Source organism: Vibrio sp. 10N.261.46.A3 (assembly GCF_041472995.1).
Classification (GTDB): Bacteria; Pseudomonadota; Gammaproteobacteria; order Enterobacterales; family Vibrionaceae; genus Vibrio; species Vibrio coralliirubri.
Genome location: NZ_JBFRRH010000046.1, coordinates 15,460 through 31,873, shown reverse-complemented (window position 1 = coordinate 31,873; position 16,414 = coordinate 15,460). Strand labels below are relative to the sequence as shown.

13 protein-coding genes and 1 riboswitch are annotated in these 16,414 nt (G+C 42.9%); of the genes, 5 read left to right on the top strand and 8 right to left on the bottom strand.

The window, feature by feature from the left end:
* Positions 1–13 precede the first annotated feature (13 nt).
* A complete protein-coding gene (locus AB4484_RS12175) occupies positions 14–748 on the bottom strand; it encodes a chromosome partitioning protein ParA (RefSeq protein WP_048606944.1) in 735 nt (244 codons plus the stop codon).
* 609 nt (positions 749–1,357) lie between these two features.
* Positions 1,358–1,477: riboswitch (glycine riboswitch) on the top strand.
* 128 nt (positions 1,478–1,605) lie between these two features.
* Between AB4484_RS12175 and AB4484_RS12170 the strand changes: the two genes are divergently transcribed.
* The 4 genes from AB4484_RS12170 to AB4484_RS12155 all read left to right on the top strand — a co-directional run bounded on the left by AB4484_RS12170 (position 1,606) and on the right by AB4484_RS12155 (position 6,671).
* On the top strand, positions 1,606–2,976 hold the full coding sequence (locus tag AB4484_RS12170; RefSeq protein WP_372078391.1) for an alanine/glycine:cation symporter family protein: 1,371 nt from the start codon (positions 1,606–1,608) through the stop codon (positions 2,974–2,976).
* 384 nt (positions 2,977–3,360) lie between these two features.
* Positions 3,361–4,173: a transcriptional regulator gene (locus AB4484_RS12165; RefSeq protein ID WP_372078389.1), complete on the top strand. Its 813-nt coding sequence runs from the start codon at positions 3,361–3,363 to the stop codon at positions 4,171–4,173.
* Positions 4,170–4,631, top strand: a complete 462-nt coding sequence (locus AB4484_RS12160) for a hypothetical protein (protein WP_372078387.1) — start codon at positions 4,170–4,172, stop codon at positions 4,629–4,631. The genes AB4484_RS12165 and AB4484_RS12160 overlap by 4 nt, the downstream gene beginning before the upstream one ends.
* A 561-nt stretch (positions 4,632–5,192) precedes the next feature.
* Positions 5,193–6,671, top strand: coding sequence for an aerolysin family beta-barrel pore-forming toxin (locus AB4484_RS12155; protein WP_372078385.1), 1,479 nt, complete (start codon positions 5,193–5,195; stop codon positions 6,669–6,671).
* Positions 6,672–6,777: 106 nt separating this feature from the next.
* Here AB4484_RS12155 and AB4484_RS12150 read toward each other — a convergent pair whose 3' ends face one another.
* Positions 6,778–7,413, bottom strand: coding sequence for a LysE family translocator (locus AB4484_RS12150; RefSeq protein ID WP_017058961.1), 636 nt, complete (start codon positions 7,411–7,413; stop codon positions 6,778–6,780).
* A 298-nt stretch (positions 7,414–7,711) separates the two neighbouring features.
* On the opposite strand from AB4484_RS12150, the gene AB4484_RS12145 reads away from it, so the two are divergent.
* On the top strand, positions 7,712–9,184 hold the full coding sequence (locus tag AB4484_RS12145) for a carboxypeptidase M32 (RefSeq protein WP_372078383.1): 1,473 nt from the start codon (positions 7,712–7,714) through the stop codon (positions 9,182–9,184).
* Positions 9,185–9,927: 743 nt separating this feature from the next.
* On the opposite strand, the gene AB4484_RS12140 is transcribed toward AB4484_RS12145, so the two are convergent.
* From AB4484_RS12140 to AB4484_RS12115, 6 genes are all read right to left on the bottom strand, one after another.
* Positions 9,928–10,245, bottom strand: coding sequence for a hypothetical protein (locus AB4484_RS12140; protein WP_081229379.1), 318 nt, complete (start codon positions 10,243–10,245; stop codon positions 9,928–9,930).
* Complete coding sequence (gene hxsC / locus AB4484_RS12135) at positions 10,245–11,402, bottom strand: His-Xaa-Ser system radical SAM maturase HxsC (protein ID WP_372078381.1); 1,158 nt, start codon at positions 11,400–11,402, stop codon at positions 10,245–10,247. The genes AB4484_RS12140 and hxsC overlap by 1 nt, the downstream gene beginning before the upstream one ends.
* A gap of 2 nt (positions 11,403–11,404) precedes the next feature.
* Complete coding sequence (gene hxsB, locus AB4484_RS12130) at positions 11,405–12,868, bottom strand: His-Xaa-Ser system radical SAM maturase HxsB (RefSeq protein WP_081229377.1); 1,464 nt, start codon at positions 12,866–12,868, stop codon at positions 11,405–11,407.
* Entirely contained in the window at positions 12,861–13,094 is a 234-nt protein-coding gene (locus AB4484_RS12125) for a hypothetical protein (protein WP_081229376.1), read from the bottom strand. The genes hxsB and AB4484_RS12125 overlap by 8 nt, the downstream gene beginning before the upstream one ends.
* A gap of 2 nt (positions 13,095–13,096) precedes the next feature.
* Positions 13,097–13,507, bottom strand: a complete 411-nt coding sequence (gene hxsD / locus AB4484_RS12120; RefSeq protein WP_372078380.1) for a His-Xaa-Ser system protein HxsD — start codon at positions 13,505–13,507, stop codon at positions 13,097–13,099.
* Between the two features lie 1,104 nt (positions 13,508–14,611).
* Complete coding sequence (locus AB4484_RS12115; RefSeq protein WP_372078378.1) at positions 14,612–16,228, bottom strand: endonuclease; 1,617 nt, start codon at positions 16,226–16,228, stop codon at positions 14,612–14,614.
* Positions 16,229–16,414 lie beyond the last annotated feature (186 nt).

Sequence of the window (16,414 nt, the reverse complement as noted above, 5' to 3'; positions counted from 1 at the left end):
TAGAGCCTGTAGCTTATAACCCCATCTCTTCAGTGAGCGTTTTGATCTGCTTGAGGTCCATGGTGTGCACTTCAATCATTTGTCTGATATCGCTCAGTCGAGAGTTAGCGTTATCTTGCTTCTCACACGCGTCAGATTTCGCATCCCATGATGTGCCATCTAAGTAAACATCACACGCTTTCTTAAGAGAGCCAAGGTTCTGCTCGAGTTGATCTCTTTCTTTCTCAAGTTTTTCAAGTTCTTGAGAAATCTGTAATTCTTTTCGGAAAACTTCACGCGAACGCTCAAACAACGTCGATTGCATGTCAGCTTGACGATTAAGTTTCTGGTTGTCTTGCTGAGTTTGCTCTAACGTTTGCTTCTGTTCATTTAGCTGTTGCTCTAACGAGTAGTTCGCCTTCTCTAAAACCGAAGACTGCTTCGCTAATTCCTGGAGCTCTTTTTGATGCTCTTCCGTTTGTTTCACTAGAGCGGCTTCTACTTTCGCATCGATTTCGGTATCAACTTTTGCCACTTTAGTTTCAACGGATGTCATCAACTGTGCTCTGCTGTCATGCAGTTCTTGATAACGAGTTTCGAGTACCTGATAAGTGGACTCCCACTTAGAAGCAGTAACTGTAGAACCAATTAAGCCACCCAGTGCTAAACCTATAACCGCAGCGATGCCGATATAGAGCTGACTGCGCTTATCGCGTTCTTCAATAACAACCACTTCATCTTGTTCGCTTTGTCCAGATTGCTGGTTCACTAGCGGGTACTCCCAAAAATTTGTTTAACGTTACGCGGTCACTGGCACGAATGCCAATACTGATAGTGCAGGCTCAGTTAAACCTATCGCTCAAGCCAGAAGCACTTAAGCTCTGCTAACACATTCATCCCACCTGTTTACAGGCAGGTTTAACGAGTTAACTCCGAAATCATCAAGCTGGCAGTATACAAAAGGAAGCTGCTAACGATAACTATCACTACCCATTTTTGCAGTTTTTCGTTTGTCCGGTAACGAAATAGTACAAATGCCAAAGCCAATAAAAAAACAATCGCTATTAGTCGAGTCATAACTCCTCCTTGTTTCTCTATTTTATACCATTTAAATAAGCAAGTTACGTCAGAGACTCGTTGTTTGATCATTTAGTTGAACAACATTTGTGCAAACAGATATTTTGTAGCTGACATCACATTTTATATGATCTAGGATACGCCTACAGATTACCTAATTATTTAGGTAATTGTTCCGATGAAGACTGCAGGAGAGTGGTTTTTAACTAAATATTAACATTTAGTTAGATTGACCCGCCGAAGAAGTAAATCTTTCAGGTGCTTTATGCTGGAGAAATCCAGAAAAGTGAGGACTGTCGTTGGAGGAACCTCTGGAGAGAACCGTTAGATCGGTCGCCGAAGGAGCAAGCTTAGTGCCCGTTACTTATCTATAAGTGATTCGCTAAGTGAAACTCTCAGGCAAAAGGACAGAGGAGTGGAAAGCAACAGCCTTAATTAACAAAAGAATTCTATCTAGAAATCCGTATGTATTAAGTAGTGCTCCCGATCCCTGAGATCTGCACTGCCTTCCCTCTTCTCCTTAAATTTTATATTTATTAAGGGGAATCTATGAACCACCTACAAGCTACACTACAAACCATCAACCAATTCGTTTGGGGACCACCACTGCTTATTCTGCTAGTGGGGACAGGTATCTACTTTACTTTTCGCTTAGGCTTACTCCAGTTTAGACACCTCCCAACTGCACTGAAAATGGTGTTCAGCAAAGACAAATCTGGTACGGGTGACATATCGAGTTTCGCCGCTTTGTGTACTGCACTTTCAGCAACCATTGGTACAGGTAACATCGTTGGTGTAGCGACCGCAATCAAGATTGGTGGCCCTGGTGCCCTATTCTGGATGTGGCTTGCCGCTGTATTTGGTATGGCGACCAAATACGCAGAATGTCTACTCTCCGTTAAATACCGCAGAACCGATAGCAATGGCGAAATGGTTGGCGGCCCAATGTACTACCTGCAATACGGTGTCGGCTCACGAATCTTGGCGGTAATGTTCGCTGTCTTCGCGCTCGGCGTTGCTTGCTTCGGTATCGGTACCTTCCCACAAGTCAACGCTATCTTAGACGCAACTCAAATCTCATTTGGCGCTTCTCGTGAGATGTCTGCTGTCGTTCTTACGATATTAGTGGCGGTGGTAACCCTTGGTGGTATCCAATCTATCGCTAAAGTCGCAGGTAAAGTTGTTCCTACTATGGCGGTTATGTACGTCGTCGCGTGTTTAAGCGTTCTGATTTCAAATGCAGACCAACTACTGAATGCCATCACCCTTGTTGTGACTTCTGCGTTTACCAACACAGCAGCAACCGGTGGTTTCTTTGGCGCGAGCATCATGCTTGCTATCCAATCAGGTATCGCTCGTGGTGTGTTCTCGAACGAATCTGGCCTAGGTAGTGCACCAATGGCTGCAGCAGCGGCTAAAACAGACTCATGTGTGAAACAAGGACTTGTCTCTATGACAGGTACCTTCTTTGACACCATCATCATCTGTACGATGACAGGCTTGGCGCTTATCTTAACGGGTGCTTGGCAGACTGACCTTTCAGGTGCTGCGATGACCACTCATGCATTCGCCGTTGGTTTGAATGCAGACACCCTTGGCCCTATGTTGGTTTCTGTTGGCTTAATCTTCTTTGCGTTTACAACAATTTTAGGTTGGAACTACTACGGTGAGCGCTGTGTTGTGTTCTTGCTAGGTACCAAAGCAGTATTACCTTACAAGATCATCTTCATCGCCTTGGTGGCTTCTGGTGCATTCTTAAAGCTCGACATGATCTGGATAATAGCCGACATCGTAAACGGCCTAATGGCAATTCCGAACCTAATCGGGCTTATCTTGCTGCGCCACGTTGTTATCGAAGAAACCAAGCTATTCTTCAAACCGTTAACTTCTTCAAAAGATTGTGAAGCAGTTAAAGCGTAACCTGAATTGATTGAATACCAAGCCCGCACTCAACTGCGGGCTTTTTTATTTTCATCACATAGCGAAACGTCTTCAATTATTATGCAGAACATATGCCCTTATAAATAACAAGAATATTAAATCGACTACTATGCGATTTAATAAAGCGAATAGAAGAGTACTAAAAAGGACACTAATAAAACCAACACTTAATTAGATATTACTTATATTTAACAGATTGTGCGTTGGTGTCAGGTACTTTGTCACAAACATATTAAATTTCTTCTTGTTTCAACAACACAAAAAAACCGAAGAATAAAACATGTGACTTTAATTCATATATTAGTCAGTTTATAGTCATCTACATTGTAGAGAGAATTATAATAAAAATAAAACGTTGGCTATATGATCAGATTCGACCCGATTAAAAACCGTATTTATAACGACGAACGTTCTATTAAAGTAGGATACCGTGAAACTCGGGTCCTGGAGTTATTACACAAGAACTCCCCCGATATTGTTAACAAACAAGATATTATTAGCTTCGCTTGGGGAAACGAGTTCATAGGGGATACGTCATTAGCGAAAAGTATAAGTTTACTGCGCCAAGGGTTCGTTAGATTAGGCATCAAAGAAACCCCAATCGTCACCGTTCCTAAGGTGGGCTATCGCCTTATCGATGAGTGCGTGGTGATCGACTCGCCCATCAATAATGCAGCCACAACTCCCCTTGCTGCTGCGAGTAACCTAATACCCGTCGGCAATAACGGTATTGCTATCGGTGCAGCAGTTGCAGTCGAATCTAAGCTTAACCCTAAACAAAGTTCGTCGGCTTACTTTCCTACTGCTGAAAACCGAAACAAGTTGTGCTACTTCACCACTGGCTGCTTGCTGTTGGCATCAGCGTTATTGGCTTTTACTAAGGTTAATGAAAGAAACCTCAGCGATATCAACCCCGTTAACCGGCTCAGTGAGCAATGGATAGGTCAAATACAAGTTTTCCAAGCCCCTGAAATGGCGATGACGCCAGAGCTAGAAAGCATTCTCTATCAATATCAATGTGATTGTGTGGCGTACATTAGCGAAGAAGCGGAATATTCAGAGCTCTCTATTCTCAACAAAGCCACACGCCAGTCCGTCAACATCTTTTACGCGCCAACCCAACTAGATCAAGCCAGTACCGAACTGGCGTTATTCCTAGAAAGAGGTCAATTATGATGCCAATCGTTGCGCTCATTTCTGCATTCGTTTTATTGGTTGGCATATGGAGTACCCCGTCGCCCCAACCAAAAGAAGAGCATCGCTACCAACATAGCGTGGTGGACCTAATAGTGAATGACAATGTATTACGTACCGACGGATTAACGAAAATAAGTAACAACAAGGTGCTGCACTTGATGTCCGTTCAAGATGACAACATGCCCGACCCACTTGTTCTGCGATTCAGGGGAACAGCCCGCCCTTCTCAATCACTTTTCTTTTCTATTTCTGGCACCATCGACTTAGTCTCTGTGCAAAAAATAAATAAAACAATGAATGACAGCCGATTGTCGCCTTACCTGTTAATCAACAATGACCCATTAACGGTAAAGATTGATATCTTAAGTTCGAATGATTTATTCGCCATCATTAAAACGTGTAATACAGGCCGAACGCAACTTCTGGCCAAACGATAATTAGAGATAGTTTAACCACTAGCAACAAGTGCCCTATTATCAAGTAGCAAGTTTTTCCTATATTACACATAAAAAACGGATGGTTATTTTCATTATTCTATCAGTAATGAAATTATTACCATCTTCCTTACTTTAAGTGTTTGCATTTTAAACCAGATAGCAAATCAAGATATTCAAGTTAGATTTTTACTCTTGGTCACTCACTACCTGCCCACCTTAAAACCACGAGCATTGTGAATGGTTATATCTGTTCTTCTAATTAACCATTCATACAAGTGCTAAAAAATAACGTCAAATAATTTTGACGTCTAAGCCAGAATAATAGGCCTTCATTTTTCTAAAAACGGTTTGAGCCCCATCAAACAATTTACGTTTAGTTGCATACTCTTTCACCGTAAAAACACTAATGACAATACAAACCATTGAATTTACGAGGTAATTTAATTCAACCCTTTTCAGTATCTATCTATTTATCAACATGAAAAAGTGAACTTGTCTTGTTAACTGCACGGCACAAAAAACATTATCAAAATAGAAAAACTACAAATGAGGGAATTGTTAATGATCCGAATAAACAGAAGTCTCTTAGCAACCGCAGTGTTGTCTGTTCTATCTACTGGCGTAAACGCAAAAATTTACCCAGACCAAATAGTCCATGACCAACTTGGTGACGATGTATGTCGCTCTGGCTATCGCCCGTTAGACCGTTTTGAAGCGGAAGAGCAAAAGAGTGCTTTACTGGCTAGAATGGGCACTTGGCAGATCACAGGCTTAAAAGGAAACTGGGTGATAATGGGCCCGGGATACAACGGCCTTATTAAACAAGACACAACCAACGGCAAAACGTTCTGCTATCCGAACAATGACCAGTCTGAAATTCCAAACTACTCTGCTAAATCGGTTCCAGAAGGCAGCGAGTTGGATGTTCAATACGAGTTGGTCAATAACCGTAACGACTTTGTTCGTCCGTTAAGCTATTTAGCTCACAACCTTGGTTACGCATGGGTTGGCGGCAATAATAGTCAGTACGTGGGTGAAGACATGACGATCAACCGCTCTGGCGACAGCTGGGTGATACAAGGAAACAATGGTGGTTCTTGTAGTGGTTATCGCTGTGGGGAGAAAACCAAAATCACCGTCGACAACTTTGCCTACACCGTTAACGACGACAATTTTTGGCATGGCGATGTTGTTGAATCTGACCGTCAACTAGTGAAGACCGTTTACGCGACAGCAAGAAACAACAGTAATATCGCGCAACAAGTGGTTGTCGACCTGAAAGTAGATGAATCAACAAACTGGTCGAAAACGAACAGCTACGGATTCTCACAAAGTGTTCAAACAGAGAATACGTTTAAGTGGCCTCTTGTTGGCGAAACTAAGCTCACCATTAAGTTCGAAGCCAACCAAAGCTTCTCTAAATCCAATGGTGGCTCCACTAGCGAGCAAGTAACACTTCAAGCGCGCCCAATGGTTCCAGCAAACTCAGAGCTTCCGATTCGAGTCGAGCTGTATCGTTCAAGCATCTCCTACCCGTATCGATTCAACGCCGACATTAGCTACGATGTTGAGTTTAACGGCTTCCTACGTTGGGGTGGCAACGCATGGCATACACATCCAGACAATCGCCCTTACAAAACCCACACCTTCACTATGGGTCGCGGCAGTGATAAATCTGCTGACATTCGCTACCAATGGGATCACCGATACATTCCAGGTGAAACCAAATGGTGGGACTGGGGCTGGGCAATTAAAGAAGCGGGCTTATCTAGCATGCAATACGCAACAGGTGGAAGCTTACGTCCCTTCCACTCTTACGTATCGGGTGATTTCTACGCAGACTCTCAATTTGCAGGCACCATTGAAATTGGCCAAGCAACACCGATTGCCAACAATCTACGCAGCAAAAGAAGTACTGATTCCGTCAACGAATCTACTGAGCGCATTGGCGACATCGAAGTTACCACCAACTTCAATGCTGATGAGTTGAGTGACTTAGGTTTCGAAGGTGCAGAGATGAACATTAGCGTCGTTGAATAACTGCGCTGTTGAATAAGATCGGTGCAAAGATCTACCAGTAATAAAGCACAAAGCCCACGACACATCGTGGGCTTTCATATATTCATGTTCAACTGGAAACGGTGAACTACACAGGCTCTTCCATCAGAAGCTTAACACCCAGTCCCACCAGCACCATGCCCGTCACGCCTTCCATCCACTTCATAAAACTCGCGTTCTTGAGCAAGTTTTTAGCGGAATTAAGAGCGCCAGCCAAACCACATTGCCATACCATCGCAATCATAAAGTGGACCGAAGCCATCAACATAGATTGCAATAAAGGTGAACCTTCAGGGTTTACAAATTGAGGTAGAAAGGCCAGATAGAAAACTGCCGTTTTGGGGTTAAGAACGTTAGACAGAAAGCCTTCACGCAAAGAACGCTTTGCACTGTAAGCCTGCTGAGCTTGTTCTCCGACCTTCAAACCGCCACCGTTTTTCATCAAAGCTCGTAAACTGCTTAAGCCAAGCCAGATGAGGTAAACCGCACCCACCATCTTAACGGCTTGAAAGAGTTCAGCGGATTGGGCGAGGATTGCAGAAATACCCACAGCAGAGAAAAACGCGTGTACATACAAGCCGCTACAAATACCAAAGCTCGTCATACAACCGTCAGCTAAGCCAGAGCGGCTAGTATTACGAATCACCAAAGCCGTATCTAAGCCCGGCGTTAGCGTTAAAATAGTGATGGCAATTAGAAATGCCTCAAAGTTCAAAATATCCATATCATTGTCATTCTTGTTCAGCGATCTATTATCAATACCGTGTATCTGAACAATTCGCAAGCAACAATTGCTACCAGCTATACAACTCACTGATTTTGTGCACAATAGAACAGTTTAATTTGTTAAGAAATAGTAAATTCAAGGCATCGTACCGCCTCATGCTTTTCTCGCTATATCTTCGACTCCGAAAGTCAGCGTCTTTAAAAAGCAGAGCCATAATCAAAGTACACGAGAGATGAACCTTAACGCTGACGCAGCGCTAAGGATCATTTAAAGAAACCAAATTAAGAGTAGTCAAATGAGCGCATTCAAAAAACTAGTCGAACACTCTCAAAAATGTTCACGCTTTCAACACCTAGCCTCTATTTGTGGTTGGGACCAAGCTTCAATGATGCCTGCCGGTGGTAACCAAGCGCGTAGTGAAGCGATGGCCGAGCTTTCGGTTCATATTCACGGGTTGATGACGCAACCACAGCTTGGTGACTGGATTGCAGACGCCGAAAACGAAGCACTGAGCAACGATCAACAATCGTCTCTACGTGAAATTAAACGCCAATGGCAACAAGCTAACCTACTTCCAGAAAAACTGGTGGAAGCGAAATCTCTAGCGGGTTCAAAATGTGAACATGCATGGCGCAGCCAACGTGGTAACAACGACTGGGTTGGATTCGAAAAGAACTGGCGTGAAGTGGTTGAGCTGTCTCGTGAAGAAGCGCAGATCCGCGCCGATGCAGCGAACCTAACGCCTTATGATGCCATGCTGGATATCTATGAACCGGGTACCAGCTCTGCTTCGCTTGATATCTTGTTTGCAGACGTTAAAACCTGGCTACCAAACCTGATTGACGAAGTCATCGAAAAGCAATCGAGCGAGCAATTTAACGCACCATCTGGCATCTATTCGACCGAGAAACAGAAAACACTTGGTTTAGAAGTCATGAAGTTGCTTCAGTTCGATTTCGAACACGGCCGATTGGATGAAAGTGTTCACCCATTCTGTGGTGGCGTACCTTCAGACGTACGTATCACAACGCGCTATGACGAAGCAGAATTCGTTCAAAGCTTAATGGGAATTGTGCATGAAACAGGCCACGCACGTTACGAACAAGGCTTACCAAAACACCTAGCAGGACAACCAGCGGGCGAAGCTCGTTCTATGGGCATTCATGAATCTCAATCTTTGTTCTTCGAGATGCAAGTTGGCCGCAGCGACCCGTTCATCGGGCACTTGGCAAACTTGGCGGGTCAGCAATTCTCAGGCTCAGAGTTTGAGAAAGAGAACTTCCAGAAGATCTACACGCGTGTGAAGAAAGACTTCATCCGTGTCGACGCTGATGAACTCACCTACCCTGCACACGTTATCTTACGTTACGAAATTGAGCGTGACTTGATCAACGGAAAGATCAAACACACCGACGTTCCAGAGTTATGGAATACCAAGATGCAGTCATACCTTGGCTTAAGCACTCAAGGCAACTTCACAAACGGTTGTATGCAAGATATCCACTGGACAGATGGCGCATTCGGTTACTTCCCATCTTACACATTAGGTGCGATGTACGCGGCTCAGTTCATGGCTTCAATGAAGAAAACTGTCGATGTGAACTCTGTGATTGAAAGTGGCGACCTATCCCCTATCTTCACTTGGTTGGAATCGAATATTTGGAGTAAAGGCAGCCTGCTGACCACCGATGACTTGGTGAAAGGCGCAACGGGCGAAACCTTGAATGCGCAATACTTCAAAGATCATTTAAGAAGCCGCTACCTTTAATGGAATAAATCGATAGAGGCTGATCAGTTGATTGATTCAGCCTTTTTAATCACATTTCAAAACATACTTAGGTTGATTTGAAGGCTTTATCCCTTCATCGAACTTAGCAATCACGGAAGATTCTGGTATCTACTAGCACGAAATTGGACAAAAATCATTTAGAGCATCTACTTAAATTAGCAGTTCATAAATTACTTTTTGCATGGCAACTTGAGTTAAGGAGAAATAGCGCTAGCTAAAAGGGTTAGCTTACGTTAGGTGCGGACAACGCCCATTATGTTAAACCAAGCATAACTCACAATGTCACTTTGATTTAAGTATACTTAAATCACTTGTATTCAAAATATCTGTCTAACAGTCCTGTCGCAAATTCTGATAAAGACATGGCAGAGCCCTCTTATCATCAGGCTGTTGCCTGATGTTTTTGCTTACAGAAATTTATGTATAAAAAGCTAAAACTGCGTAATTAGGTTCCTAATTACGCAGTTTTCTAAAAACGGGAAGATCTATCTACGGGATTTGAGGTCCAATGGAACGAAAATGTACGCTAAGCCCTAAAAGAAGCGTCCAATAAGTCGATTAATACACAAAGGCGCCAATCAATTACTTATGTACGATTAAATAGACACCGTTTTAGTCCTTATTCTCACCATCTAAATACTATTATATATCAGATAATTAACTTTCTTGGCGTACAGAGCCGCTCCGTTGGACCTCAACCCCTTCTACCAGTATTCCTGTTGTTATAACACGTATGAATAGTGACTGCTGTGCGAGCTATGGGAACTGTGTGAACGGTGTGAGCTATGGCTAGAGTGAGAACGGTGGCTGTAATGTGCCGCTAGTAGGTTCTCACCTTCCGTTGGAGCTAGGTTGATCACACGAGCTTGGCCTTCTACTTGCAGAGTAGATAGGATAGAGCTAGCGTCACTGATTGGTGCACTTGCTGGAGCTGCTGCAGCGCCGAAAGATAGTGTAGCTGCTAGAACGCCGGTAACTAGAGTTTTGATTTTACGAATAGGTGATTTATCACCACTTTTCTTCAGAGATGGTAGTTTCATTATGCCTCCACTGGCACGATATTAATGGTATCTGTTAACAAGAACTTTTCGTTTGTTGATGAGAAGAAACCGGCACATTCCGACTTCATACTGCACAACTCACAAGATGGGTGGTACGCAGTTTTGAAATCACTAATACTTTGACGGCAATGATTCCAAATTGATGGATCGACAAGGCAAAACGGTAGGTTGAAGACAGACACGTTCATACCAAACAGAGTTAGCATCCCAACCACACGGGATAGCTTTGCTTTATACTCAACCGGATCGATCCACAAATCTTTGTAGTTCATCTTCGCAAAACCCATGTTCTCCATCCCCATTAGGGCTACGTGGTTCACGAATGGTAAGTTGCGATGAATAAACTCAACTAATAGGTCCAACTCTTCTACAGTATGTTTGTGAAGAACGACGCGCAATTCTACTTCGATGCCTTGGCGCTTACACTCATAAATACCATTGATAGTTTGCTCAAATGCACCTTTGGCTTGAACAATGTAATCGTGGATATCTGAAGTTGCACCGAACAGCGGGATACCTACGAACAATTTCTTAGTCGTAGCGCCCAGCTCTTTCGTGTAGTCGCGGTAAGCAAAGAAACGGCCATTTGATAGCAGTTGGATAACTGTTTCAGGAAATTTCTCTGATGCTTTGCTAATCACCTCGATCAAGCCTTCGCGAATCATTGTCGGCTCACCGCCAGTGATCCCAAGTGATTCTGGTGCATCGCATTCACGAATCAGAGATATAATCTCTAACAAGTAATCAGTACAGTGCTCGATTGAGACCGGCTTAGGTGGTTGCGGACACATAACACAATAGTTATTACACGCGTCCGTAACGAACAGCGCATTGTTGTCCGACTCTGGGTTAAACATTACGCGGATTTTACCACTTGGTGCGATCTGCAGTACTGAACCTTCTACCAAGTAATCGTAATCAATCTTGACCACTGGTAAACTAACTTCGCCTACTGGTTGTTTGGTAACAATAAGGGAAGCCTTCTCCAACATCGTTTGCTCTAGCTCACCACCTTTGTAGTAGTACATTACGTTTTTGCCCTGATAATCGTCAGACCATGAGCATACAGCTAAACCTAGTTGTTCGCCCTGGATACCAGTCGTCTCCGACTTCAGCGCTACTTTGAACTTTTCCACAATTAACCTCGCATCCAACGCAACATGATTGCTTTTGTTTCTGCATCACCATTCAGCCACAAGTTAATAATGTGCTGGATGATAGCTTTGTTACGGTAGCAATATGAATCAGTTGGACGGTGGCCAACCACATCACCTTGAGTCTGCAGGCGACGAACCGGCTCCGAACCACAAAATGGTGCGTATGCACAATCGCTACAAGCTGGCAATGCTTCGTTCAAAGCTGCTGACGCGATTAGTTGCATTGGCTCACCAAAGAACAACTGCTCGTAGCTATCTGTCAAGACATTGCCTAAGCAGAAAGTATCATCGCCAGTTTCGGCCATCATGCGGGATTCATCGCTTGGGTAAACCTTACCGTTGTAGTTGTACAGCGTTACGTTGAAGCCGGTTCCTGTTGGGCTCTGCAGATCAACAAACCCAATGCTCCAAGGTGTCATAAGCTTGCGCAGAATTAGACCAGCGAAACACTCTTCAAAAGGAATGCCTTTCTTATTTATTTCAATGATATAATCCAACATTTCCTTGTAGAACTGTAGGAATTCATCAGTTGTGTAGCCGATCTTACGCGCTGCTTTCTCCGCGAAACCGTACGGGTTAAGTTCACGGATAAAGACTTGGTGTAGGCCTTGGCGAACGTACTCGTCAATAATCTCTTTCGGGTAATTGAGTGATTCTTTGGTTGTCGTCATAAGTGCAGACAAGCGAAGTTCACCATACATCTCACGAACCATATCAAAGCTACGGATCACTTTTTCGTAGCTATTGCCGCCCGACGTAGGACGGTTCAGGTTGTGTAGCGCAGCATGACCATCAAGGGAAGTAGAGATTTCTACGTTATGCTCTTTGAAGAATTCAAGGTCTTCGTGAGTAACGTTCGTAAGATTCGTGCAGATAACAAATACGATTTCTTTACCTACGTTCTCATTCTTTTCTTTAGCCAGTAGTACAGCCTTCTTAACCTGGTTCAAAGCTAGTAGAGATTCACCGCCTTGGAATTCCATAGTGACGGACATAGATGGACTCTGCAGCATGATGTCGATAGAGCGTTCAAGAACCTCATCACTCATGTCGTAGCAACCTTTGTCCGCATTCTCTGTCTTACGGCTAACCTGGCAGTAAGAGCAGCTATGGTTACAACGTAGCGTCATACAGAAGATGTGAAGTTTGCTGAAACCGACAATAAAGTCTTTCTTGGTCTTTAGCTTAGATGCCAAGATTTCCATACCTAGCGTTATGTCACCGCTGTAAATGAAGTGCTTCGATTTCAGTTCGCGGTAAAGCTTTGATGTTGGGGCCAGTCGGTTGTTAACCAATGCTTGTACCGCTTCGTTGCTTAGGATCGTCCATTCACCAAAGTCATTACTTATAAGGTGCTCTGTTTCCGAGAAGCGTGATAGCTTGAAAGGCATCAAGCGGTAACTTTCCGCATCGGTGAATTCGGATAGTGGTAAGAACTTACTCATGTTCGATACTTAACTTTTTAATAGCGGTAGCTTGTAGAATGTAGTTAAGAAAAGAGCCAATTACTTGTTGCTTTTCTTCAGGGCCGTATTCCTGGTTCACTTGGAAATCAAGAGATACAGTGCCTTGGTTCTTCAGAACATCAACCTTAGTGTGCTCTTTAAAGGCTTTGCGTGCGTCGCTGATAGCTGACATGTCGCAAGTTGCCAGAGATAGTGTGAAACTCATAACTAACCTTTCTGAGCCAAGATATTTAGCGGATCATCTTTGTACTTGTCATTAACGCCAGGTACTTGAGTTGGTTTGTTATAGATGCCCTTAGATGCTTCAGCGAACGCAGCGGATACGATAGCTTCACGAATAGCACCAGTTTCTTTTAGTACAATCTGGCGAACTGCTTGGTCGCAAACCTCATTCATGAAGCGACCACACGCAGAAACCACATCATCTGCAGATGGATTACGGTTATCAGCAAAAGCGATGTTCACTTCGTAGTTCTCACCGTTCTCACCAATATATACGTAGAATTCGCCAGTGAAGTCATATGCTACTTTTAGCAATGCTTCAATTGGGTACGCGGTTTTGGAAAGAGTAACTTTGCCAGCTACACCTAGGTCATTGCGAAGAGTTGTAATATTCATTAATAAAGTCTTACATGTTAAGAATCGGTCGGATTATGTACCCAGTACAGGCGTACAATTAATAAGAGAACTGCTGGCATAACCGCCTAGAAAGAAAGAGGCTTACCCCTTACAGCGCGATTACAATTTAGAGTTCACTTTTGAGCTAACTCCACCTTAGGTTCCTTTGTCATCCAACCTGAAAAAAGCCAACCGTAAATATCAACGCGGAAACTATCATTAACACCCTAATATTAGATTGATTGATATCAAACGATATGGATATGAGCATTTTAATTGTGGGTGACATTTAACCGTAGAGGCTAATCACCTGAGTTTGCAACGATTACTGCCAGAATTGATTCTTTCAAGGACATTGTTTTTGAACCGTATTAAGAACGCCCATCCTTGAGAACGTTCAATCCCTTACTAAGAATTTGTTAATTCAATCAAACATGACGAAGGTGGTAGCAGAATTGTCCAAAACTCCGTTGGTGTTGAAGTAAGCACTCGCCATTCATACCCAAGCAGTAGTAGTTGCAACACTGTGGCCTTCGTGTATAAATTCGTAAAAACTTTTTCCAAATTGGGAGTCGTCTTCAGTCTTGAAGATTCTTGTCTCGAAACCCTCTTACGAATAATTACAGATATTGCAAATCTCCGTTCAAGCGGCCCAATTTACTTAGCCACCACATCTTATCTGACTTGTAGTCGAGCATCCTATTTAGATAATTTGTCCTTTCGATAAAAATTAAACATTTAGTCCGTAGTGGATTAGCACATTCGACCATATATTGGGAATTTTAAGCACGAGGAAAAGTAGGCCAAACATCTGGCCTTTAAAGTGAGTAGGAGAAACACTCTGGCAAGGAATGGGGCATAAATGAGCTACAGCTTCCCCTAAATCAACAATTCAGAGATAACTAAAGGTATGGAAAGTCGCTTAACTTAGCGTCCAGTATTGATGGTGCAGATCACTGACAAGTATACGTGACCTTCATGACAATATGCTTTTTCAAATATTTTAAATCATGCTCTCTAATGCCTATCAATAAAAAAGCCCAAACAAAGGATTGGGCTCAGTTCAATAATCATTAAACCATTGTCATGGCGGTTATATTCCGATTAATTTCCCCAGATTTGGCTTACAAACTCTGGATGGTCAATAAACGGATTACGATTCCCTTGAAAATCATGTACCGCCTTATTTCGGTCGATTTCTTTTTGGCTTACTGGATCTTGAGAATGCCAACGCTTTAGCATAGTAAGTAGCCAAGGTTCAAAAACAGTTGTATTGGTTCCATCCAGAACGGCATTAGAGCTTGTAGAGTTCCCTTCCCAATTAGCGATTTCATTTTCATAGCGTGTTGCCATGTAGAAATATGCTCTTGCAAAATCACCTTTAAACTCATCAATTGGCTCAAACACCGTACCCACATAACCAAGAGAGTTCGCTGCACTGCCTAACTTAGAACCATTGCTTGATGTGTATGTCGCGCTACTCACCTCACCAAATGGCCAATTACTACGTTTCGAGTTAACGTAGCCATCAGTGGCAAATAAATGGTGACCGTCAGAGTTCATTGGTTCGACTTTCCCACCAAACCAGCTTTTCGGGAATGAGTGCTCACGATTGTAGCAATCACCTTCTTTTCTGTATTGACCACATTGATCGGCCACCTTAGTAAATTGGATTGAATCTAAGCCTGAAGGTTTCTCCGAATACATATCGAGAATCGACCCATCAGTGTCATAGTATGCGTCTAGGTCAGCCTCAGACACCAACGTCCAAATAGCGGTGTAACCCTGACTACTATGATTATCAATAATTTGATATAAGGCCGTTTTTAACGCAAAGCCCACTTTGCCTTCAGCGTCTTTGTAATACTCACCTAAAACTGGTGGTTCAGTTGGTGGTGTATTTGAGTCACCAATCGTAAATTCTGTACTCTGACTTGCTTGGAAATCACTACCAGATGCCACAACGGTTCCGTTTACCGACAAACTATATGAACCATTCCCCACACTGCAGCACATTCCATCGCCATAAGAGTCTGAGACTTCTAGGGTGTAGCTACCATCCGCTAAACACATTTCCACTTCATTGATGGTGTTATTTTTATAATCTGAACCAGAATAAAGAGTTTGAGAAACTGAGTTTTTGAGAGACCAACTGGTTTCAGAACCATAGTTATCCGTCACTAGCGTGAGTGCGGCACTTGTGTTACTGCAGCTTTGTGTTGGTGGAGTCTCCGTAGGCTGAAAGTTATCTAAATACACCACTTCCGAACCATCAAAACCTGCATCATCATAAAATCGTACGCCCACAACGATATCTTTAGTGCTCGTAGCGCTGTACGAGTGAGTCAATGCTTGCCACTGATTCGTTAAACCATTATTCGAGTAACCTAAATAGCCATCAACAAAAAGTCGAGCTTTCACGTTGCCTTCCGTGTGGTAAACATCGACAGAGAAATCATAAGTTTTCCCTTGTTCAACACGTATCGTTTGAAGAAAGTCGGTATTACTTTGAGTACTTGTATTCACTGTAACTTGTGCTGAGAAACTGCCATTATTTACAGGGTCGGTAGAGAGCGAAAGTGCAATGCCGGAGTCAATCACACTCCAACCAGATGGTACGTTTCCTTCCCAGTTTTCGAAACTTCCATTTTGCATTTGCGCATGCACACTCGCTGAACAAAGTAATGCAACACCACTTAGTGTTATTATTCTATTTATCATATAACCTTCTGTTTAATTGGGTAAAAACCAACTAAGCTTAGAAAGTAATCAAAAAATTAATGGAGGTATACATCACATTTATAAATGTAATCATTATGGGTTTTATTAATATATGCGATGTAAATCAATGTAACATCGACCTGTTAAATAAAGGAATAAAAAAGGCTGAGCAGATTATCTGACTCA